This window comes from Haladaptatus sp. SPP-AMP-3 (genome assembly GCF_049568665.1).
Taxonomy (GTDB): domain Archaea; phylum Halobacteriota; class Halobacteria; order Halobacteriales; family Haladaptataceae; genus Haladaptatus; species Haladaptatus paucihalophilus.
In genome coordinates this window covers 184,529-205,648 of record NZ_CP145902.1, presented here as the reverse complement: position 1 = coordinate 205,648, position 21,120 = coordinate 184,529, and the positions used below count along the sequence as shown (strand labels likewise).

Below are 21,120 nucleotides of genomic sequence, written 5' to 3'. Positions count from 1 at the left end.
AACTTTCATACGTTGGACTTGCTGTCAGTCCCTGTGAGGACGCTCAACCGATGCGAACGACGAGTGAAAATCAGTCGTTCGCATCCACAACGGCAGCTACCCCACATCACTCCCAAAAAATGAATGGATTCGTAATCGCTGGGACGGCATCAGGCGTCGGCAAAACCGTCGCAACACTCGCGGTTATTCGCGCTCTCGAAGCAACTGGTCAGACAGTTCAACCCGCAAAAGCGGGCCCGGATTTTATAGACCCTAGTCATCACGCCGCTATTGCGGGACGGCCCTCTCGCACGCTCGACACGTGGCTCGAAGGGAAAAACGGGATGCGACGAAATTACGACCGTGGAAATGGCGACGTTTGCGTCGTTGAAGGAGTGATGGGACTCTACGATGGGGACCAATCGAGCACCGCGCGGGTTGCGGATGTCCTCGACCTTCCGGTCGTGCTCATTGTCGATGCCAGTGCCGGAATGGAGAGTATCGCCGCGACTGCACTCGGATTTCGAGAGTACGCCGAACGAGCGGGTCGGGATATCGACGTCGTCGGTATCATCGCCCAACGCGCCCACGGCGGGCGTCACGAGCGAGGAATCCGCGATGCGCTCCCGGACGAATTGGAGTATTTCGGTCGAATTCCACCGATGTCCGACCTCGAAATTCCCGACCGCCACCTCGGACTGCAGATGGGTGACGAACGCCCGGTGGAGACGGAGGCGCTCGACGAGGCCGCTGTACACGTTCGTGCGAACCGGCTGTTGGATATCGCTCGTGAGCCACCTCACCTACCGGTTCAGGAACCGAATCCCGCTCGAAATCGCCGGGTTGCAGTCGCTCAGGATGCGGCATTTCGCTTCGTCTATCCCGCAGTCATGGAACGACTTCGAGCCCGGACCGAGGTGGTGACGTTCGCGCCGACGGCGGGTGACGACCTGCCCGACTGCGATGGCGTCTATCTCCCCGGCGGCTATCCGGAACTCCATGCAAAACGACTCGCCGACAGCCCGTCGCTTTCGACGCTTTCGGACCGAGCGAGCGATGGACTGCCGATTCTCGGCGAGTGTGGCGGTCTAATGATATTGGCTGAATCACTCACCACGACGAACGAGCGAACGTATTCGATGGCGGGAGTACTCCCTGCCGACGTTCGAATGCACGAGCGGTATCAGGCACTCGACCACGTCGAACTTCGTGCTCGCTCGAAGTCGTTCGGTATCGATAGCGGGACGACGATTCGAGGACACGAGTTTCATTATTCGAGCGCGGATGTCGCGTCCGATGCCACCTTCGCCTTCGACGTGAGACGCGGAACCGGCATCAACGGGGAACATGACGGGTTGACGGAGTTCGAAACGGTCGGCACGTACTGTCACGCTCACGCCGCGAGCGGCGCGTTCGACGCCTTTATCGATTCACTATAAGATGTCAGAAAACGATCCCAAATCCACCGAGACGAACCGTACCGAACAGCTGAAACAAACGCCCGGCAAGGGGCGGACACCGACATCCCGGCCAATCGAACCCGATGCCCCCGACGAGTTTGGTCTCGTTCAACTCTGGTGGGGCGATGGAAAGGGAAAGACCACCGCTTCGCTGGGGATGGGCTTTCGCGCCGCGGGGCACGGGTATCGCGTCCACATGCTCCAATTCATGAAGGGTGGCGCATCGAGCGTCGAAGATGTTCGTGGGGAGTACAATGCCATCGAGCACTTTCCCGGATTCACGTACGAAAACACGGGAAACTACGGTTGGCATGGATTCCTCGACGGGTCGGACGACGACGAACACGTCGCCAAGGCGAAAGGTGGGTTTTCCCGGGCTGAAGAACTCGTCCACGCCGCAGGCGAGGCGTCGCTCGATGAACCGCTTCCGTTCGACGGGTCACCCGAAGACGGAGTTCACATGCTGATTCTGGACGAAATCCTCTACGCGGTGAACCGCGAGCTGATCGACTCGGAGTCGCTCGTCGAACTCGTCGAATCCAAGCCCGACACTCTGGAGTTGGTTCTTACGGGCGGACACCAAAAACCGGAGTATCTCTACGACCATGCGAACCTGGTCACTAACGTTCGGAAGGAAAAACACCCTATCGACGATGGGCAGCGCGCCCGCAAAGGAACCGAGTACTGATGACGGAGACGGTGCTCGTCGCGGGAACCGAAAGCCACGTCGGAAAGAGCACCGTCGCTGCGGGACTGTGCCGACTTCTTGCCCGACGTGGCGTGTCGGTCGCGCCGTTCAAAGCGCAAAACATGAGCAACAACGCTCGGGTAGCCGTTGCTCCCGACGGTGAGTGGGGCGAAATCGGCGTTTCGCAGTACGTACAGGCACGAGCTGCTCGAATCCCGGCGACGACGGATATGAATCCCGTTCTGCTCAAACCACGGGGGGACGGTGAAAGCCAACTCATTCTCCAGGGGGAAGCCGTCGAAAATATTGCGGCCGGAGGGTACTACGAGTCACAGTGGGAGCGGGCCAGACGCGCTGCTATCGAATCCTACGAACGATTGGCAACGGACCACGACGTCATCGTTGCCGAAGGTGCCGGTAGCGTCGCTGAAATCAATCTTCACCATCGGGATCTCGCGAACGTGGAGACTGCGCGGTTTGCGGACGCGTCGGTCCTCCTGCTCGTCAACATCGAACGTGGTGGGGCGTTCGCCAGTCTGTACGGAACACTGGAACTCATGCCCGACGATGTTCGTGACCGTGTCCAGGGAGCGATTATCACGAAGTTTCGTGGAGACGAGTCGCTATTGGACCCCGGTATCGAAGCGATCGAAGATCGAACGGGTATCCCGATTCTCGGCGTGTTGCCGTACGATGATCCTGGTCTCCCGGAGGAGGACAGCGTCTCACTGCCACAGCAAGGGAAGACGGCGATTTTCGGTGACGATGACGGCGTTCCGGACTCGAATGCCATCACGATCGGTGTTCCACGCTTGCCACGCATCTCGAACTTCACCGATCTCGAACCGTTAGCGAACGAATCCGGTGTCCGTGTTGCGTACCTACCACTCCAGTCCACTCTTGGCCACGCCGATGCTGTCGTGCTTCCCGGGTCGAAGAACACCGTCGATGATTTGCTCGCTCTGCGGAACGCAGGGTTCGATGAGCAGTTAGCGGACTTTTCCGGCCCTATTGTCGGGCTCTGTGGTGGCTATCAGATGCTGGGTGAACGAATTACAAACGCATCACTCGAAAGCACCGACGACCACGATACTGTGCGCGGTCTCGATTTGCTCCCCGTCGAAACGCGCTTTACGACTGAAAAACACGTTGAGCGAGTAACTCGAACGCTAGATCCAGTTGGGTTACTGTCTGAAGCAGCGGGGACGGTTTATGGGTACGAGATTCACACGGGCCAAACTACTGCAACGCGACCGGTCGCGCAACCGATTGGTGAGGGGAGTGCCGCGGTGAATTCGGTTCTCGGAACGTACCTCCACGGCTTCTTTGAAAACGAGAACGCCCGAACAGCGTTCGTGAAGGCAGTGTTTCAGTCTGCAGGGACACGGTATCTTGAAGAAAGGGATTCGTTTCAGTCCCCCTACGACGCTGCTGCTGATCTTCTCAAGGTGAGTGTTCCTCGGCTGTTTCAGAAATTTGTCGATCTGGATCGGTAACCGAGTCACCCGCGTTAGATTGCTCTGACCAGGTACGTATGACTAAGGAAGAATGGACCGTGTCTGATCCGTTTACCCCCTTACTCAGTTCGACTGGCAATGTGTCCCTACAGTGGGCAATGAGAAGTGCTCGCGAGAAAATTGATGGGATGTGATAGACGTCGAGTGTGATGTCGGATTTTATCGGAACTATTGAACCGTGTCCTATTCTCATTCTAACGCTAATTTCGATAATCGCACCAGAATTATTAATGTATAAGTGTGGCTCTCTCCAGACGCATAGAATCGCAATCAAGGTAGACGATTACACACCAAATGGTTACAAGAGATAACGACGACGCTACTAGCACTGGACGACGACGATTCCTCGCCGGAGGTATCGGACTCGCAGCCAGCACCGTGGTCATCGGAAGGACCACACCTGTTGCGGAGGCACACTTCCCACCGGAACTCGATATCGACGTCGAGCCTGGTACCGACACAAACCCCGTTAGTCCAGGAACGGATGGGTATGTCCTTGTGGCTGTTCACAGCACAGAAGCTTTCGATCCCACCGAGAAGGCTGTTCGATATCGGTTCGGAACTCCCGAGAGGATCGATGCCGGAAATGGAGCACGTCCGGCGTTTGGCGGTACTGAAACGGCTATCGGTGGTGACGGGGCGACTGACCTCTTACTGCACTTCCCAGTAGCTAAAACTGGCTTTGGCGCTTGTACAAATCCGGGACAGACGGCAAAACTCGTCTGGGAACGTGATGAGCATGGCGAACACGGATATTCGGGAACTGATGACGTTACTGTCGGGAAATTTAACCCTGTTCAGCATCAACAATCGAAGGATAAATCCCGGAAAGCGGACTCCGAGAAAGAAGACTCAGATGACGTAAGTGGGTCGAACGGACGGTCCGAGCAGGCTGAAGACGACTGCTGAGCGGCTTCCTCCCATCTCGACTCTTCCTGTCGATGGTGATTTCCAGGTGCTTCTTATCTGTTCTGTAGCGTCCGACGGATTCCTTCGCCGTCCCTCGCCTTCACATACTAAAAATATTTGATGTGTGTATTCAAATGACAGATGATAATAACCGTCAACCGGTAGTGAAGGTGTGAATTTACAAAGTGGCACTGCCTGACAAAGTTCTTCGGAAAGGTCGTCGGCGAAGATGAGTACGAGTACCGGGGTAACGAGTGCCGTCAGTGAAGTACGTCGTCGTATCTCCATGAGGCACAAAAGAGGGTTGATTCGAGCGGTGCCGTGATATCGGTCGTCACGTCGGCGACTTCTCGTGTCCCGTCAGCCTCGCCATGAGCGCATCAAGATGATCCGCGACCGCGAGCGCGTCGACTGGCGCGTCGAGTGACAAGGGGGGAACGGTGTGGATCGGTCGATCAGTCATCCCGCGCAGGGCCGTTGGATTTGTCCTCTCGGCCATTGTTTCTCCAGCGTACTCGTTGAGTACCACGCCGAGTACTTCGATGTCGCGCCGTTCCAGCGCTTCGATGGACAGCGCAGTGTGGTTGAGCGTCCCTAACCCAGACCGTGCGACGAGTACCACAGGGAGATCGAGAGCTGCGACAAGGTCGATGACTTCCTTCCCTTCGGCGAGCGGGACGCGAAGGCCGCCGATGCCTTCTAGGACGCCCACCTCGGCGTCGGCCAGCGAGCGTTCACAGTCGGCTTCTATGTCATCGTAGGAGAGGTCGACATCCTCACGATCAGCGGCGACAGCCGGTGCGAGTGGCGGTTCGAGTCGTTCGAGGCAGGCCGCCGCCCGACTCTCGTCACAGGTTGCACGGACGTATGCTGCGTCGTCGTCAGGGGGATAGCCGGTCTGGACCGGTTTTATCGCGCGAGCGTCGGCGCCGTGCTCACGGAGCCCGCCGACGAGTCCGGCAGTGATGACGGTCTTTCCGACACCTGTGCCGGTGCCGACAACCGCAAACACATCGGTGGCGTCGGTCACGACCGCACCCCCTGTTCTGAGGAGCCCGTCGCCGTCCGTTGTGAATCCGGTTCCAGATTCAGGTCCGCTTGGGCGGCCTCGAACGCCGCTAGACAGCGGTCGATTTCCTCGTCGGTGTGGGTTGCCTGTGGAGCGACGCGCACCCGGCTGGTTCCTTCGGGGACCGTGGGTGGACGGATGGCCGGTGCGATGACTCCCCGTCCCTCCAAGTAGTCGCCCAGCGCCAGCGCGTCCGTACTATCGCCGACGAGTACGGGAAGAATCTGTGTCTCCCCGAGAACGCGGTAGCCCTGAGTTTCCAGCCCATCACGGAGTCGGCCAACATGACTCCACAGCTGTTCGCGCCGGTCGCTGGCCCGTGCTAGTGAGAGTGCCTCGCGGGCTGCACCGACCGCTGGCGGCGCAAGCCCCGTTGAGAAAACGAACGACCGAGCAGTATTGAGCAGGTGTTCGACGAGTCTCTCACTTCCGGCGATGAATCCACCCTGTGCAGCGAGCGTCTTCGACAAAGTGCCCAATTGGACGTGGACTCGGTCGGCCAACCCTTCGCGCTGGACGATTCCGCCGGCGCGTTCGTAGAGCCCTGTCGCATGGGCTTCGTCGACCATTACCCACGCGCCGTGGCGCTCCGCGGCGTCGCAAATTCGCTGGAGGGGAGCGATATCCCCGTCCATCGAGAACACGGAGTCGGTAACGACCAACCACCGTTCGTCGGGCGCGGCCCCCCGGGTCCGACGGTCCATCGCCGCGCCGAGCGCGTCGGCGTCGCAGTGGTCGTAGACGACCGTCTCGGCGTCTGCGAGCCGACAGCCGTCGACGATACTCGCGTGGTTTAGTTCGTCCGAGAAGATCACATCGGGGGCGAGCGCGGCGACCGTCCCAACGTTCGCCGCGTATCCCGAGGAGAAGACGAGCGCGCGCTCGGTTCCCTTGCCCTCGGCGATGTTGCGTTCGAGCCGGTGGTGGAGACCGGTGTCTCCCGTGATGAGGCGGCTCGCGCCTGCACCGGTTCCCACCTCGTTGGCGGCACGAGCGGCTGCCCTCTGCACCCGGTCGTCGCTCGCTAACCCGAGGTAGTCGTTCGCGGCGAACACGAGATGCTCTTGGCCGTCGAACGTCGGGATGTCGCCGCCTGGGTCCCGGGCGACCTTCGTCCGGGCAGCAACCCGCTCGATGGGTTGCAGGTCGCGGCGCAATCCCCGTCGCTTGCGGTCGGCCAGCCGCGTTGCCAGGTCGAAGCCGTGACTGTCGACCATTAGAATCCTGGCATGATTTCGGCCGGGCCGTAGACGCCGTAATCGCCGGTCTGGTTACGCCGGACTGCTGCCCTGAGATAACCAAGGGCGGGCCCGTTGACGTTCGCTGCCATGCTCGTATCGTCGCCGAGTTCAAACGTGTTCGTTCCCCGCTCGCCGTCGAAGGTACGTCCAGTGACGCTGACGGTCGTCGTTGTCGGCTTCTCGTCGCTTCGTGCGTCAAGTTTGCCGCCGACGGTAACGTCCTCGGCATCACAGATCCCTGCACGTTCGAGTAGAACGTCGTCGGCGTGCTCCATGTCGTGGAATTCGAGGAGGCCGTCGTGTTCTTCGATGACCGTCTCGATCTCCTCGTCGGTGAGATCGCGAGCTGTCTCGATGTCGTAACCGTCGAGGTGGGCGATGTCCTCGCGGACCGTCCCTCGATTATCCTGATATCCCGACTTTAGACCGACGCCCCACCAGATGTCGACGGATTCGACCTCGACGAACGATTGGGCAGCGAGCACTGCCGCCCCGGTCAAGAAGCCGGGTGTTGCCCCTGCACCGCAGACGAAGGTGATTCCTGCCTCCTGAAACGTTTCCTCGCGGTCATCCAGCATGCCGATAACCCGTGAGCGTTTGAGTACGTCCACGAGGACACCCTCGTAGCCCGACTCTGCGAAGCGTTCGGCGACGCGCGGGATGAAATCGTGTTCGAGGTTTGGCAGCGCGATTAAGACGGCATCGAGTGAATCGCCCTCCGCGATGATGTCGTCGATAGGCGTCTCCGTTGGTCGAGCCTGTGCGGAGGCGGCGACGCCCCGCTGTTCGCCGTGTTGCTTGACTCCCGCCCCGCCGTCGCTAGCGACGTTTCCTGCCGTCGCCGCGAGCAGTTCATCGACATCAAGTCCGTCGTGGTCGACGGCGATGCCGTGGCGGTCGCAGGCCGCCACGGGGGTGAGCCCCTCTTTCTCGGTCGATATGTCGAGCGTTCGTCGGCCAATTCCTCCAGTCCCTAATACTGCGAATCTAATATCGTTCATCTGTTTCCAGTATGTTATGTTCGTGTCCAAATTTTCGTCTCGGTTGTCAGTCGTTGCGGGCGTTGCTCGTTGCACTTCCTACTGCTGTTGTGTCGGTGCTCGAAGAGCCACCAGTGCCGACCGCCTCTGGGTCGAAGTCGTTGACCGTTGTGTTCGGTCGGAGGCCAGCCCGTTCCATGATCTCGATGTCGTCGGACGGGGACTGCCCCTCGGTAGTGAGGTAGTCCCCCGTGAGGATGCCGTCGGCGCCCGCCTCGAAAGGAAGATGCTGTTCGTCGGCCGAGAGGTTCACCTCGCGGCCACCGGTCAGCCGCACTCGCGCATGGGGGTGGAGCAGCCGGTAGACAGCAATAGTCTTGATGATATCTCCGGTGGTGATATCCGCCGACTCCTGGTCGCCAAGGGCAGTCCCTGCAACAGGATTGAGTATGTTGACCGGCAACGAGGCGACCCCGATATCTTGGAGCGCGATAGCGGCCTCAACCCGATCAGTCGGTGTCTCACCCATCCCGAGAATAACTCCAGCACAGAGATCCATCCCAGCATCCTTGGCAATCTCCAAGGTTGCCACCCGGTCCTCGAAGGAGTGGGTGCCGACAATTTCCGGGAAATACCGGGGGGATGTCTCGATATTGTGGTTGTAGTGATCAATACCCTCTTCAGCGAGGATTCGTGCTTCCTCTTCGGTAAGGATACCGAGGCTCGCATCCACCTCTACACTGGTCTCGTCACGCACTAGTCGGATCGCCCGGAGTACCTCTGCCCACTCGTCGGGGCGGCGCTCCTTCGAGACGCCTTTCTCGGCGACAACGATACCGAACCGCTGGGCACCGTCGCGTTCTGCGCGCTTTGCCGCCGCGAGGATTTCCTCGGGGTCGAGAAAGCTGTACGTGTCGATACCGGTGTCGAAGTGGACCGATTGGGCACAGAATCCACAATCCTCGGCACAGCTCCCAGCTTTGGCGTTGACGATACTACAGGCGTCGACCGTCCCGTCACCGAGAGTCGCGCGGACTAAATCGGCGCCGGCCGCGAGCGCTTCGATCGGTTGGGCCAATAGCGCCAGTCCGTCGGTTCGGTCGAGGCGTTCACCGTCGAGTACTCGCTCGACTGCGTCGTCTACCGTCCGATTGCCAGTTTCGTGAACCACGATTCTAGACCGGGTTGACGAGATAATAAAACCATGTCTTTACTGTTATTGAAATTGATTTATTTCATGCGGAACATACTGCCCCGATATTGTACCGATAAATGTGATTGTTTTATTTATCATTATTTTGTAATAAAATTCCTCTAATTCAGAATCAGGGCCTGGTAGTGCTGTCGTCCCTCTCGGATTCGTAGAAGGTGTCGATTCCGTGGTCACCCTCCCAAGAGAACGCGAACGTCCACTGTCCCGGGAGTCGCTGGAGCGTGCGTCCATCGTCACTCTCCCCGCTCGTCCCGTTCCAACGGGCCCCATCTGCATCGAACATCCCCTGTTCGTCGGCCGATTCGAACGAGAGACAGGGGTTTTCGTACACGCTGAGTCCGTCGGTCGTCGCGAACACTACGATGGAAGTTTCACCGACCGTCGTCTCGACCACTCCGTCCGCTGCCTCGACGCGTGGTTCTGCGAAGCCGACCGCGTCGTCGTCGACAACGATCCCGAGTACACGTGTCTTCGCCTCGAGGTCATCCAATTCGTCAACGTCCCAGTCACGCCTCCCACCGTGGACCGGTGGGAAGCCGAACACGCCACTCTCCCCGTAAATGTCCATCGGGTCCCCGTCGTACACAACCTCGCGAGCCGTGTCGTGGAATGTCCAGTCTGAGAGTTCGATGAGACCTTGCATAATCCTGAAGAACGGCCGGACGTTGACGTCGACAAGCCGCTGCTCGGAGTCACGGGCAAGGTTTGCCGCAGCTACAAGATGGGAGACGGCCTCGGCGACTTCTCGTCCGGCCGGATGCGCGAGCAACGCGGTCATCGTCTTCTCGAACCGGTAGAACAGGTACGGGTCCGCTGATTCGGGACGTGCGAGGACGACTCCATCCGGGTACTGCTCATTGAAGCTGCGATAGCTAATCATCAGCGCCGACAGCGGTTCAAGTTCCGTGCCCTCGAGTTCGCCGCGCAAGCAGAGCCCGGTAGACTGTTTCCACTCGGATCCCGTCTCGCGGTCTCGCATAACGAAGTTATTGTCTGCGAGTTTCCCTGCGAATTCAAATGTGAGTGTTCGATCGCCTACTCGTCGTGAGTAGGCGACGCCGCTTCCACAGAGTGGACACCAGGTTGCGATGACCGGTTCGCCGTCTATTTCGTCGTTGGTCATGTGGTGGAGGTCAAGAATTGCGATCGGATATGCTCGCGCTCCGTTGTTCTCTTCGATGACCAACACATCATCGTTCGGGCCACCGAAGTAGTCAGCCTCGAACGTCGGTTCGGTAATGCTAGGAATGAAGTCGGTGTCGAATCCATCTATGAGTTCCATCGTAATACCTGATCATCCCTTGGGTGCAGACGAACATAAAATGTAATCTAAGTGCAAGGATAGCAACTGAGTCGAAAGTAAGTGGCCTCGATGAACTCCACACGTGAGCCGTGGTCTATGGTTGCCGATCCGGTGAGTAGGAATCTTTCATCAGAGCCCGAAATCCGACGTTGAGAGCAATGCCCCAGAGCCGGTCACCGAGAGTGAGGAACATCAGCGCGGCTCCGAGTAGCTGAACGTTCTTCACGATGCTGTGTATCCCGTTTCCCTGCACCCGGTTACGTGCTATCTTTCTCGATCTGATCAAGATAGATGTCGGTCCAATCCGAGACGGCGTCGATCACAGTTTCGAGGGCAGTTCCAGCCTCCGTCAGCGAGTATTCTACCCTGACCGGTCGATCGTCGGTGACGGTGCGATCGACGAGACGATACTCCTCTAAGTCTTCGAGCGTATCTGAGAGGACTTTGTCCGAAATTCCCTCAATCGCGTCACTGAGTTCGGCGTAGCGGAGGTTGTCGTGGACCAGCAAATGCTCGATGATCACGCGCGTCCATTTCCGGCTGGTCAACTTAATCACGTTCGCGACGGGAGCGTTCTCGCCCGTATCAGACGGATCGAAGATAAATTCGCGTTTGTCGCGGCTCATGGTTCCGTCGGTACTCCGAAGGCTCCGCGTTTATATGTTCTGCCTGTTCCTTGAACCGGTCACCTGACCGGACAGACTTCGTACTTGCCTACGTGCAACCAGTAACTTTGTTCTGGGCTGGAAAATATTGCCGGGAACATACTGATTAGTGTACGACTGTAGACGTCAATTCATTAGATTTTCACCGATCGTCTGACTGGGTGTCCTCGCTTTCCCTGAAGTTAGTAACTACCGGCACTGTCTAGATAAGGACGAGCAGGTCGAAGAGTTAGTGATTAATGCTCCTCTCAAACCTGCTCAGAGAGAGTTTAGACACGGCTACGCTTGAATGTTGGGAGCGTGAGCGGACGGCAACGCCCGTCAGGGCGTTCGCCGTCCGGCTCCACGCGACCGGTTGTTCACTCAGAGAAACAAAAGCAATTCTTGCACTCCTCGGCGTAAAGCGGTCGCACCAGGCGATTTTTCAATGGGTTCGTCGAGTATCTGACAGCGTTTCTGACCCGCCGTCGGCGACGCCGACGCGGGTCGCGGTGGACGAAACCGCTGTCAAAATTAATGGCGAATGGTCTTGGGTATACGCTGCAATAGACACAGACACAAAATTACTGCTCGATATTAAAGTGTTTGGTCGGCATGGGACCGATCAAGCGGCTGCATTTCTGTCTGGATTGGCCGAGAAACACGATCTCTCTGACACTGTGTTTCTCGTTGATGGCTACGGCTATCGGACTGCCCTCTTTCGAATTGGGTTGAGCGGTCGGCTCGACTACACCGAACGAAACCTGATCGAAAAGTGGTTTCACACGCTCAAACAGCGGATCGACCGCTTCCATACGTCGTGGGTGGGCAGTCGGCCGAGCGTCCAGCGGTGGCTTGAACAGTTTGTGCATTACTATAACCATCAGAGACCGCATCAATCGCTTGAAAACCGAACCCCTGTCGAGGAGGAGCTTAACTAGACAGTGCCTAACTACCCTATATTTTAATATAAATATTAATATAATATTATTTATATTGGTAGATATATGTTATTCCAGAGAGCGAAATATTCTGATGACCAGTAACATAATCCAGCAGACGAAGAAGAGATCCCCCAATTTCGTGATAGATAATGGAATCAAGCGGCGGATGGACCAAATGGGTGCATTAGAATATCTGTTAGCAGAGAAAGAAGGTGCCGTCACCCCGCCAGAAAGGGACGAACATCCGAGGAATCGATTCGATTATCGAACCTTGGTCAGTGAATTCTTCTTTCTTGAAACTGAGTTAGTAGTCGAGATATTCCGGCTGATTATCTTCTCAGTCGTATTGTCGAAATTATTTTCTATCTCCTGTTCTCTACAGTACCTGAGCGCTCGGCCATTCGGCTTTGACCAGTTCAATGGTTGATATCATATCGTAGGACACCGAGTTGCCTTGCGCTCTCGAAAAAGGAAGCTGGTGGACTGATAACTCTCCATGCTTCTCTTTTTGACTCATCTTGCTATCCAACTCAGCACTATCGACTGATCACGTACCATCCCTCGTCGGAATACACTCCAGAGACGAGTAATATCACAATCACTCGTGTTCTCGTCGTTCGAGTTTCTCTCACACTCGTCTGGGTGGAGAGACGACAACACCGTGTTTCTTCGGTGATCCGTGTCCATTCGTGGTTCGTGTGTCTTCGAGTCGCTGTCCACCGTGAGCACCGTCTTCGGTTCCATCGACCGGACGGAGTTGTTGGAAGCGTGTGGTCGAGAAGGACAGCGACGATTGTGATATCACTCCTGTCGAGTCGCCGGACGGTGGGCTTGGTATAGACAGGAGTCCTCGGTACGCGGCAACAATCAGGTTTCGTCTCTCGGTTTGACTGCAAATCGCTGTTTCTTCGGGTTAGACGGCACGAAATCCGTGTGATCGGACGACTGCAGAAGTGCTTCGAGAACAGGTCGGGAGAGCTACTCGTAGTAGGCTTTGTGTTCGACGACCTCGGCGAAGGCGACGTTTGGTTTGACGTTGTTGATCTCGACGGTGACGCGGTCGCGTTGTTCCGTATCGGGCACGATAAGCACGTAGCCATTGTCGATGCGGGCGATACCATCCCCTTTCTCGCCGACGCCCTCGATTTTGACTGTCCGGCGGTCACCTTCTTCGACCGGGGCTGGTGAGTGATTCGGATGTTCGTCTTGGGTCTGCTCGTTGGGCGTCGTTGAGGTCGTCTCTTGGGTTGTGCTCTCTGTTAGCGATGGCTGTTTCAGTATCACCACACGATATGCAGTGTCCGGTTGAATGTCGCCATCGACGATCTCTTGGCTCGGCACTGTAAGCGTGTATGACCCATCTTCTGTTTCAATTTCGCCGGTAAAGAGACAGCGTAGTTCCTCGGGAAGTTCCATCTGTCCATGTTCTTATTCTGTGAATACAAGAATCTGTGCTTGTATTCGTCACTTGAGACGGCAGACGGATCGAGACGTGACTCGGCAATCGGAGTGAGAGGGCTGTGGCTATCGACCGCGGGCGTTCACTGCTGGAGCACTCGTTAGTCGAAACGGGCGGCGGCGAGCAACGCATCGTCGAGGTCGTCGATGACCTCGGTCTTTACCACCGCTGGGAGAGTGCCGAACGCGTCCGCGCAGTACGGAGGGCTCGTGGAGGGCGTCGAACGCCCCCGGTGGTTGACGCCCAACGTGCGGTCGAAACCGCCCTTGGTGACATCTTCGAGGAGCCCCAGCGCATCGTCGGGATTGATGTCGGCGTTGTTAACGAGAATGTCCAGACCGCCGAATTCGGTGACCGTCTCGTCCACGAGATCCTGGATGTCGCCCACATCGGTCACGTCAGTCGTCAAACAGCGCCTCACCGCTCCGGTCCTCGATAGCCTCGACTGCCGCCTTTACGCCCGTCTCGGTTCGGGAAGTCGGGACGACCGCCGCGCCAGCGTCGGCCAGTCCAATGGCCATTGCCAGCCCAATGCCGCGCGTACCGCCAGTGACGACCACGACTCGGTCAGTCAGGTCAAACGCATCGAGCGTCACCGTCGAATCACGCCCGGTTTCGCTGCGCCGTCGATGCCGATGTTGGTTCGATGCATGCAGACGGGTTTCGCAACCGTCGGTCACCAGTGTTCGTGACTCATTGTAGCTCACGCGACCCCACCCTCGGCCTTTTCCATGACGCGATAGCTATCGCTCTCGAAGCACTGTCATAATGGACCATCAAGTCGAATGTCGTTCGAATCATCCGCAGAGGAAGCAAGTTCCGCGAGGACACGTTTACCGTCGCCGATTGAATAGGTACCTGCCTGTTCAGCGCTAGTACCGCAGCGGATGTCTCAGACCACTCATCCGGTAGAGCGCGGGTGTGCTCGATCAGGTCACGTATCGGAGGTTATGGGTTCTAGAGCTGTTGTTCGTCTATCTCTGACGTCTAATCATCGTCTGTCGCTGCATCCGTCGCTGGGTCGACACCGTCTTCGAATTCGTCCTGATTCGTCTCGGGCGTGCCGCGAACGTCCCCTTCACGCCACGTGCCTCTGCGGAACCAGAGCCACGCGATGAGTGCGCCTGCAACGTTCGAGACGAAGAACGCCAGCCAGATACCACGCACGTCGGGCTGCCCGAAGAACCACAGATTCGTGGGGAGAATCCCCTGTGAAGCGATGTACGCGATGGGAAGGCGAATTCCAGCCAGCGTGAGGATGGAAATGGCAGCCGCGACCAGCGTCTTTCCGGCACCACGGAAGCCCCCTGTGAACGCCCGCATGATCCCGATGAATCCGAACGATAGCGCGACGTAGCGAAGGAATTCCGCGCCCACGTCCAGCACGGCCGCGTCGTCGGTGAACACGCTGACGATGGGCGTCGGCACGAGGAAGATGAGAACCCCAATCACCCCGAGGACGAGGAACAACCCCTTGGCCGCGACGTAGTTCGCCTGCTCTGCGCGGTCGTACTTCCCGGCGCCGATGTTCTGGCCGGACATCGTCTCGACACCACGGGCAACCGCAATCGCAGGCATGAAGATGACCGAAAAGACGCGTGTACCGATACCGAAGGCCGCAACGACAGACGTCGAGAATAGACCGACGATGAGTAACAGCGCATTGATCGACAGGGCACGACCAGTTCCCTCGATGCTCGCGGGCACACCGATCTGGAGGATTTTCCGTAGATACTGGAGATCCGGTTTCATGTCCGCGAGGTGAATCTGGATGCCTCTCGTTCCGGACTCCATGATGACGAGTCCAACGAACATCGCCACTCCACGGGACAAGACCGTCGCGATGGCGGCGCCCTGGATGCCGAGTTCGGGAAACGCGACCGGGCCGATAGCCCAGCCGTTGATGAGGAACGGATCGAGAATCACGTTGAGCACGACCGTCCCGAACATGACGACCATCGGTGTGATGGTGTCGCCCGCGCCGCGCATCAGCGAGATGAACACGAAGAACCCGAACATGAACGGCAGACCGAGAGCGACCACCTGCATATACGCGGTCGCGCCGGGGAGGACCTCTGGCGACGCTCCCAAGAACGCGAGGAACGGTCGCACGACCGGATAACCGATTGCGCCGAGGAGAGCCGACGCGATCAACGCGAACGTCACGGTCTGCGAGGCCGCGTACTCGGCCTGTTTCGTTTCTTCGGCACCGGTATGTTGGGCGACGAGAACACTTCCCGCGACCGAGAGGCCCATCCCGAGCGAGATGAGCAGGAACACCATCGGGAAGCCAAAGGAGATTGCCGCCAGAGCCTCCGTCGAGTACTGACCCAGCCAGAACGTGTCCGCCAGATTGTAGGCGGTCTGCATCAGGTTCGTGATGACGATCGGGAGCGAGAGGAACAAGAGCGGCTTAACGATGCCGCCGTTAGTGAGGTCTAGTTCCTCCTGTCCCTTGAAGAACCTCACGCGACCACCTCCGTGGCACGATTTATCGTCTTCGCATTCACTTTTCTCATGCGTCAACCTCCGAGTTCGGGGCCCATCCGAGTCGCAATTCGAGAACCCGTTCGACGAGTTGGCGAGTTTCAGCAGGGTTCTCACCGAGCGCGACCGTCCGCGTGTGACCACCGTTGGCGAGCGTGGTGACGAGTTGTGCGATCTCCTCTGGATTAGCCTCCCCGAAGTGCTCGGCATCGACTCCATCTCGAACGATCGACGCGACGACGGACTGCATCATATCGTCGAGTTCGAGGAATCGCTCCCGGACGCGATTGTGGTACGGAGCCTGTGCTTTTAGTTCCATGAGGCCGACGGGGAAGTCATCGTCACCCGTTTCCGACGGTGTGTACACGGCCTCGAAAAACGAATCGAGGCGCTCGCGCGGATTGCGAGCTTCACACGCCAACTGCGCCTCGAATCGTTTGATTAGGTCGTCGAGGAACGCGTTCAAGAGATCTTCTTTGGTATCGAAGTGATAGTGGATAGCAGCGGTCGTTATCGATGACTCTTCGGCGATCCGTTGCATCGTGAGGTTTGCATAGCCGTACTTCTGGAGTGCACGGCCTGTCGCCGTTATGATCTCATCAGTAGTCTCTGTATCCATCCGATACTAGAACTTACTAAGTAGTCAGTCAAAAAACTTGTGACTAACTATTCAATCAGGCAATCAACTTGCGTGATGATCAAGATGGAATTGGCGTACAAAGGGTACTCCGAGACGAGAGTAGAGATCGTGGTGACGACTGCGCAATTGTACCGTCGCGCAAGGTCCGGGTACAATTCTCGGGCAGGACCGCGATCCAAGCATGTGGCCACCCAACGTCCGGTATGGTACTCTCGGATGGCGTTTATGGACTCGTACTCGATGTGGAACTCGGCGACCGTCAGATGACGCTCCATCCCGTCGCGGTCGAGAAGAGGGGGATCGCGAGAGCGAACCCCTAGCTTTAGCCAAAACAGACGCACTCCACCGTACCCAACCTACTACACCACCATGTGTCACCGGCAGCGCGGTGTGAATCTCGGGTGGCAAACTCATTCATCACTCCTTGCCGGGTCACACCCGGTTCTTCAATGCTCGGTGAACAGCTCTTGCGTTACACTGTCGTAACGAATCCCGAGCATCCAGTGTACCGCACAATGTGCCCTTCTTTCGCCTCACGATTGCGAGGCGAAAGAACGGATCGTTACACCCCATAGTAACGAGTGCAAATCACACATCAGAACGGACGCAATTTGCGTCCCTTCCTCGTCTCCGCTGGTGCTGTGGGGTCGGTGGCATTACGTCCGTCCGTGGGAGAGCGTTACGACAGCGTAACGCCCTCCGTGTCTGTGGCGTCCTCCGACATTCCGACCGCGTTGTCCGTTGTGCTCGGGCTTCAGCACGCCCGAACGAACCCTTTTCGAGAACGAATTCTCATACAACCGTGCGTAGCCATCTGTCAACAGGCGTCGATTGAAGTTCGCACCATCCACGAAGCATAAACCAGGAGTCGGCCGAAGCTCTCTCGACGACAACACCGTCATTTCTGCCAGTGACTCGATCCGTGTCGCACTGGCTCCAAAACGGAAGGCGACGTCGATCAGAGCCTCGGCTACGACAAATCCTCTAGAACCATGGGACTATCGCTGATCCTGTCCGTGATCGATTCGTCGTCACGAACAGCCACGATTAGATTGACGTGGGTGTCAGCGCTCCGAATACCACTCTTGCTTTCGTTCCTCCTTCTCGCGACGTTCGTTTTTCTCGGCGCTCTCTTCCAACTCTTCGACGCGCTGTTGAAGTTCGTCGATCTCCTTGCCAAGCGTGTTAGTCATCTCGCTGAGAGCTCCGATTATTTTCCGTGTGTCGGCATCGAAACCGCGTTCCGCTTGCATTTCATTCAACTGCAATAACAGTTCATCGTGTGAGTCTGTCACAGGCAAGGTATGGAATGGGGGTACCACAAATTCTTTGGCGGACTGGTTGACACCGACATTTATCTGAGAAACCAATGCATTGAGGGGTTGCCGCTCTCCAACTGAGCGTATTAATTATACTCACCTGAGCGACTCTCGCGTGCTAACCATTAGGGGAATCAAATACAGGAGACGGGTAGCGTCACAAGTGGTCCGATCGAAGTTTCGGTCAGCGTCGAAGTAGGACATCGCCTCGAAGAACCGTGAGACGCGGCCTTCTCGTTGTATTTTCCCTCTCTTCCATTGCGAAACTGGCTCGACGACACGAGAGAGCGGTTATAGTCAGTGACCGAACAGCAGTGCAGTCCTCACGTCTCAGAGAGCGCAAACGTAAGAACCAGCAACACCACTAGCACAGCCGAGACCGCGGTGCCAGCCACGAGCGGTTTGTTCTCCATCGCATTCTGTCGGATTGGCATCGCGGCGTACTCCTCGCGGAAAGTGTCCGTGTTCTCCTCGTCGTAGAAGTACTTCGTCTTGAGCGCGAACCGGTCGGTCACCGCACAACCCGTACAGATCGGTCCCTTCGACTCGTTTAGTTTTCGTGTGACTACTACGATTGATGCTGCCACAGTTTGCACAGTGGGTAAACGTCGACGCTTCTCGTCGCCACATTGCGCACAGCGATGAATGCCGTCTTCGATCGTGACCAGCGTCGTTGATTGTGTCCGTGGCACCCGCACCTCGTCGCCGACGCCCGCGAGTACCTTATGGCGGACCCAAACCACTGGTCATTTTTGTACTCATTGTGTCGCTGTTCATATTTCCATCATCTTTCTAGAAGACCGAGTAACGGGATTTTACATCGGACTTTAAACGAGCGGGGGAGACCGGCACTGAAAATTGAGTTCGATGAACGTTGTTCGGCTCCTTGGCCGAATTATATAATAAAATCAAGCTATGTCTGACGAACTTATTTCCTCTATCGAATCATTAGTGGAGATACGCTCTCACAGAGGCCAGCACGACGCCATTGTCTGGCGCCATCAACCGACGATGTCGTCGTGCCTGGTTGTGAGAGTTCCCTCTTTCCCTCTCCATCCTTCACGAGGGCCTGAATACGGTTTGTTGTTCAGTCTCTTGATCCACCACGGTCGAGGAATCGCTTCATCATGCGTTGCGCATCAATGCTATTTGACTCTCCGCGAATTTTTAAGAGGCACTATTTAAATGATGTCGGTGTTTTTTTAGTCTTAAAAACTTAATGACTAAAAACCGTTTATACCGTTCATAACGTTCTAAACGGAGAAAACACGAGAGAAACAGAACTAAGCACCAGATAATTAATATGGGGTGGTGAGATTGCACTTTTGATGGTGTCAGACAGGCAAAATCGAAGTATCGCAAGTCGTAGAACCTATCTTAAACTAACCGGATCCATCGTAGCATCGTCTGCAATCATGGGGACCGCCTCTTCATCCATATCAGATTACGATGACCAGTACGACAAAGTCATTGACGTGACCGAGGCCGGAGCGGACAACGGTGGGAACGAATCCATCACACCGGTACTCGAAGACAATGCGGACGACAATACGCTCCTTTACTTTCCTGAAGGGGAGTATTATATGGATTCGCAGTTCCGCTTTACCGGCTTTACGAACTTCGGGATGGTTGGCAACGACGCGACACTTGTCCCGGCGAACTACTACGACTTCGACGATGACGGTGATAATAACTACCGACTCTTCCGAATGGGCGTCGACTACGACCCCGGAACGGACCTGCGAATCGAGGGGTTCACCGTGGACCAAACGGCGGACAACACCGGCATCCGCGTCATCGAAGCCGAGGTAACCGACGGGTTGACCATCCGCGATATCGAGATCGAGGGCAAACACGACAGTGGAACGTGGGGGCCGCTCCGAGCCGTTGTGCACAACTCGGACGGTAGCGGTCTCGTCGAACGATTCAAGGCACCCGACGGCGGCGCGTGGGAAGGGAACACGCCGAGCGATTCCCTGTGGCGTGGGCCGACCGGTATCCTCTGCAACGAAGCGAACAAAGGGAAGCTGACATTTCGAGACTGTGTACTCGGAAGCTTCCCGGACAACGGGTTGTACGCCGCCAACGGGTCCGGTGCTATCCAGGTCGAAGGTGGTCACTTCCAGAACAGTCTGAGTTCGAACGTCCGTATCGGTGGCAAAGACAGCTACATCGAGGACGCCACCATCATCATCGACGAACAAAGCAACACCGATATCGCCCAGCGGGGTCTCCGCGTGGAGAGAGGAGCCAACATCGTCGCACGGAACGTCGACATACGGACGAACATCGATAATAGCCCCGCAATTTGGGTCACGAGCGATGCGGACGACGTAACGATTGTCGACTCCACTATCACGGCTCGAACCGATGGCACAACGAATGCAATTTTCATTCAGGAATCCTCAGGTCGGACGAGTATCAAGCGAACGACCGTCGATCACGAGACGGGCGGTTCGGAGGCTATCAAAATCAAGGGGGGAGAACAGCCAGTTTCCCTCGAAAACGTCACCGTCACCGGGAACGCAGCGACCAAGGGTACCCGGAGTGCCATCCAGAACAACCGCGACGATAGCGAGTTCCGCAATCTGAAAGTCCATCACGGCGGTGAAGCGGGTCGACGGGCGCTGACGAACACGGGGAACAACGTCGTGATCTACGAAGGCGATTACGTCTCCGAAGAAAACGCGCTTGTGGAGGCCGGTAGCGGAACGATGATAGAAAGCGTCTCGGCACTCGCACGCAGCGGGAACGAGGCACTTCGCATCACGAGCGACGCCGAAGGAGTCACGGTCACGGACTCCCACATCGAGAACGGCATCGACGACAGCAGCCCGGACGGATACGAGGGCAGCAACAACAACTGGGAGTACGACGGAGGCGACGAAGACGACGGCAACTCCGGCGGCGATTCCGGTGGCGATTCTGGAGGCGATTCCGGCGGCGATTCCGGTGGAGACTCCGGCGGCGATTCCGGTGGAGACTCCGGCGGCGATTCCGGCGGCGATTCCGGCGGCGATTCCGGTGGAAACTCCGGCGGCGATTCCGGTGGAGACACCGGAGGCGACCAGGACGACGGCTGTCGGTCCTCGTAATCCCTGTCTGACGCTTCAAACCCTCTGCTGTTCCAGCCGCTAATTCTGTGACCAGTGAACAGGATATTATCCACATCCGAACGTTCGCTTAACTGTTCGATTAGTTCTTACGGGCGCTAAGGCTTTATCCTCAAGAAGCAACGCAGTGAAGCGAGTAGGGCGGGGTAGTTCAC

At 57.1% G+C, this 21,120-nt stretch carries 17 protein-coding genes and 2 pseudogenes; 7 read left to right on the top strand and 12 right to left on the bottom strand.

The genetic code is table 11. The features are described 5' to 3' along the window. Nucleotides 1-119 precede the first annotated feature (119 nt). The 4 genes from V5735_RS23820 (at nt 120) to V5735_RS23805 (ending at nt 4,553) form a co-directional block, all read left to right on the top strand. Nucleotides 120-1,418 carry a cobyrinic acid a,c-diamide synthase gene (locus tag V5735_RS23820; RefSeq protein WP_423747574.1) on the top strand — a complete coding sequence of 433 codons (1,299 nt, stop codon included), beginning with the start codon at nt 120-122 and terminating at the stop codon, nt 1,416-1,418. A 1-nt stretch (nt 1,419) separates the two neighbouring features. Next, the gene (locus tag V5735_RS23815) at nt 1,420-2,127 is read left to right on the top strand and encodes a cob(I)yrinic acid a,c-diamide adenosyltransferase (protein ID WP_423747573.1); all 708 of its coding nucleotides are present in this window, start codon (nt 1,420-1,422) and stop codon (nt 2,125-2,127) included. Further along, the gene (locus V5735_RS23810; RefSeq protein ID WP_423747572.1) at nt 2,127-3,623 is read left to right on the top strand and encodes a cobyric acid synthase; all 1,497 of its coding nucleotides are present in this window, start codon (nt 2,127-2,129) and stop codon (nt 3,621-3,623) included. The genes V5735_RS23815 and V5735_RS23810 overlap by 1 nt, the downstream gene beginning before the upstream one ends. 315 nt (nt 3,624-3,938) lie before the next feature. Continuing rightward, a complete protein-coding gene (locus V5735_RS23805) occupies nt 3,939-4,553 on the top strand; it encodes a hypothetical protein (RefSeq protein ID WP_423747571.1) in 615 nt (204 codons plus the stop codon). A gap of 334 nt (nt 4,554-4,887) precedes the next feature. Here the strand turns inward: V5735_RS23805 and bioD are convergent, their stop codons facing one another. The 6 genes from bioD to V5735_RS23775 all read right to left on the bottom strand — a co-directional run bounded on the left by bioD (nt 4,888) and on the right by V5735_RS23775 (nt 10,985). Further along, nucleotides 4,888-5,583, bottom strand: a complete 696-nt coding sequence (gene bioD / locus V5735_RS23800) for a dethiobiotin synthase (RefSeq protein ID WP_423747570.1) — start codon at nt 5,581-5,583, stop codon at nt 4,888-4,890. Further along, nucleotides 5,580-6,839: an aminotransferase class I/II-fold pyridoxal phosphate-dependent enzyme gene (locus V5735_RS23795; protein ID WP_423747569.1), complete on the bottom strand. Its 1,260-nt coding sequence runs from the start codon at nt 6,837-6,839 to the stop codon at nt 5,580-5,582. The genes bioD and V5735_RS23795 overlap by 4 nt, the downstream gene beginning before the upstream one ends. Next, entirely contained in the window at nt 6,839-7,864 is a 1,026-nt protein-coding gene (locus V5735_RS23790) for a transcriptional regulator (protein ID WP_423747568.1), read from the bottom strand. The genes V5735_RS23795 and V5735_RS23790 overlap by 1 nt, the downstream gene beginning before the upstream one ends. A gap of 46 nt (nt 7,865-7,910) precedes the next feature. Beyond that, on the bottom strand, nt 7,911-9,014 hold the full coding sequence (gene bioB / locus V5735_RS23785) for a biotin synthase BioB (protein ID WP_423747567.1): 1,104 nt from the start codon (nt 9,012-9,014) through the stop codon (nt 7,911-7,913). A gap of 154 nt (nt 9,015-9,168) precedes the next feature. Beyond that, on the bottom strand, nt 9,169-10,338 hold the full coding sequence (locus V5735_RS23780) for a DUF3179 domain-containing (seleno)protein (RefSeq protein ID WP_423747566.1): 1,170 nt from the start codon (nt 10,336-10,338) through the stop codon (nt 9,169-9,171). A gap of 278 nt (nt 10,339-10,616) precedes the next feature. Beyond that, complete coding sequence (locus tag V5735_RS23775) at nt 10,617-10,985, bottom strand: winged helix-turn-helix transcriptional regulator (protein WP_423747565.1); 369 nt, start codon at nt 10,983-10,985, stop codon at nt 10,617-10,619. 278 nt (nt 10,986-11,263) lie between these two features. Here V5735_RS23775 and V5735_RS23770 point away from each other — a divergent pair, with 278 nt between their 5' ends. Beyond that, entirely contained in the window at nt 11,264-11,944 is a 681-nt protein-coding gene (locus V5735_RS23770; RefSeq protein ID WP_423746947.1) for an IS6 family transposase, read from the top strand. Nucleotides 11,945-12,038: 94 nt separating this feature from the next. Next, nucleotides 12,039-12,374: a hypothetical protein gene (locus V5735_RS23765; protein ID WP_423747564.1), complete on the top strand. Its 336-nt coding sequence runs from the start codon at nt 12,039-12,041 to the stop codon at nt 12,372-12,374. 551 nt (nt 12,375-12,925) lie between these two features. On the opposite strand, the gene V5735_RS23760 is transcribed toward V5735_RS23765, so the two are convergent. The 6 genes and pseudogenes from V5735_RS23760 to V5735_RS23735 all read right to left on the bottom strand — a co-directional run. Continuing rightward, complete coding sequence (locus V5735_RS23760; RefSeq protein ID WP_423747563.1) at nt 12,926-13,363, bottom strand: TRAM domain-containing protein; 438 nt, start codon at nt 13,361-13,363, stop codon at nt 12,926-12,928. A gap of 143 nt (nt 13,364-13,506) precedes the next feature. Beyond that, a pseudogene (locus V5735_RS23755) lies at nt 13,507-13,927 on the bottom strand (SDR family NAD(P)-dependent oxidoreductase). A gap of 466 nt (nt 13,928-14,393) precedes the next feature. Next, nucleotides 14,394-15,875 carry an MATE family efflux transporter gene (locus tag V5735_RS23750; protein ID WP_423747562.1) on the bottom strand — a complete coding sequence of 494 codons (1,482 nt, stop codon included), beginning with the start codon at nt 15,873-15,875 and terminating at the stop codon, nt 14,394-14,396. Between the two features lie 46 nt (nt 15,876-15,921). Next, entirely contained in the window at nt 15,922-16,512 is a 591-nt protein-coding gene (locus tag V5735_RS23745) for a TetR/AcrR family transcriptional regulator (RefSeq protein ID WP_423747561.1), read from the bottom strand. Between the two features lie 1,085 nt (nt 16,513-17,597). Beyond that, nucleotides 17,598-17,726 carry a hypothetical protein gene (locus V5735_RS23740; protein ID WP_423747560.1) on the bottom strand — a complete coding sequence of 43 codons (129 nt, stop codon included), beginning with the start codon at nt 17,724-17,726 and terminating at the stop codon, nt 17,598-17,600. Between the two features lie 449 nt (nt 17,727-18,175). Next, nucleotides 18,176-18,517 (bottom strand): annotated as a pseudogene (locus V5735_RS23735) (restriction endonuclease); the annotation flags it as partial. A gap of 918 nt (nt 18,518-19,435) precedes the next feature. On the opposite strand from V5735_RS23735, the gene V5735_RS23730 reads away from it, so the two are divergent. After that, a complete protein-coding gene (locus V5735_RS23730; protein WP_423747559.1) occupies nt 19,436-20,947 on the top strand; it encodes a hypothetical protein in 1,512 nt (503 codons plus the stop codon). Nucleotides 20,948-21,120 lie beyond the last annotated feature (173 nt).

Excerpts from the sequence above, each read along its gene's own strand:
- V5735_RS23820 (WP_423747574.1), top strand. The coding sequence starts at position 120 with ATGAATGGATTCGTAATCGCTGGGACGGCATCAGGCGTCGGCAAAACC.
- V5735_RS23815 (WP_423747573.1), top strand. The coding sequence starts at position 1,420 with ATGTCAGAAAACGATCCCAAATCCACCGAGACGAACCGTACCGAACAG.
- V5735_RS23810 (WP_423747572.1), top strand. The coding sequence starts at position 2,127 with ATGACGGAGACGGTGCTCGTCGCGGGAACCGAAAGCCACGTCGGAAAG.
- V5735_RS23805 (WP_423747571.1), top strand. The coding sequence starts at position 3,939 with ATGGTTACAAGAGATAACGACGACGCTACTAGCACTGGACGACGACGA.
- V5735_RS23795 (WP_423747569.1), bottom strand. The coding sequence starts at position 6,839 with ATGGTCGACAGTCACGGCTTCGACCTGGCAACGCGGCTGGCCGACCGC.
- V5735_RS23790 (WP_423747568.1), bottom strand. The coding sequence starts at position 7,864 with ATGAACGATATTAGATTCGCAGTATTAGGGACTGGAGGAATTGGCCGA.
- V5735_RS23780 (WP_423747566.1), bottom strand. The coding sequence starts at position 10,338 with ATGGAACTCATAGATGGATTCGACACCGACTTCATTCCTAGCATTACC.
- V5735_RS23775 (WP_423747565.1), bottom strand. The coding sequence starts at position 10,985 with ATGAGCCGCGACAAACGCGAATTTATCTTCGATCCGTCTGATACGGGC.
- V5735_RS23770 (WP_423746947.1), top strand. The coding sequence starts at position 11,264 with ATGCTCCTCTCAAACCTGCTCAGAGAGAGTTTAGACACGGCTACGCTT.
- V5735_RS23765 (WP_423747564.1), top strand. The coding sequence starts at position 12,039 with ATGACCAGTAACATAATCCAGCAGACGAAGAAGAGATCCCCCAATTTC.
- V5735_RS23760 (WP_423747563.1), bottom strand. The coding sequence starts at position 13,363 with ATGGAACTTCCCGAGGAACTACGCTGTCTCTTTACCGGCGAAATTGAA.
- V5735_RS23745 (WP_423747561.1), bottom strand. The coding sequence starts at position 16,512 with ATGGATACAGAGACTACTGATGAGATCATAACGGCGACAGGCCGTGCA.
- V5735_RS23740 (WP_423747560.1), bottom strand. The coding sequence starts at position 17,726 with ATGACTAACACGCTTGGCAAGGAGATCGACGAACTTCAACAGCGCGTC.
- V5735_RS23730 (WP_423747559.1), top strand. The coding sequence starts at position 19,436 with ATGGATTCGCAGTTCCGCTTTACCGGCTTTACGAACTTCGGGATGGTT.